Below are 556 nucleotides of genomic sequence, written 5' to 3'. Positions count from 1 at the left end.
AATACTAATCACGCCAGCTCCGCTGCCTAACGCTTTAAACGCGCTGACTTGGTTGCTGACCCAGCTGCCATCTACCAACCATTGTTTAAAACTGTCTGTCATGCTAGCTTCTTGCAGCAATAACAATTGCTTATCTGCCGAGAACAACTCCAACTCAGATTGCCAGTTAGCGCGATTTTGCTTGTAGATGTTCCAAACTAAAAGGTTGAGTTCACCGTTATCGTCCAGAGCTTTTGCTCCGCTAAACTCTATACATCGAATATCTTCGGTAATTTCAGAACCAGTTTGTGTGATGATCTGTGGGTGTTCTGGCACGGTAAAGATGACTTGAAAACTCACTACCGCAGCCATGATTAGAAAGGCTAAAGAGAGAACAAAACGCTTAAACATGAGAGCGTACCTCAATGCATGAAATAAAAAAGGAGCCTTATTGGGCTCCCGTTTAGCTTAATCAAAAAGGCAATTGTAGTGAAATCTTAAATCGCGTCTTAGTCTTCTTCACCAGTAGGGAGACGAACCACACGCTCAACATCCGTTACGAAAATTTTGCCATCGC

General features: G+C 43.3%; 1 pseudogene. It reads right to left on the bottom strand.

Annotated elements, in window-relative coordinates:
- A pseudogene (locus R7R24_RS29485) lies at positions 1 to 390 on the bottom strand (hypothetical protein); the annotation flags it as partial.
- Between the last annotated feature and the right edge of the window lie 166 nt (positions 391 to 556).

It is taken from the genome of Vibrio sp. 704 (assembly GCF_033339295.1).
The sequence above is the reverse complement of the archived record's forward strand: the minus strand, read 5'-3'. Positions and strand labels throughout refer to the sequence as shown.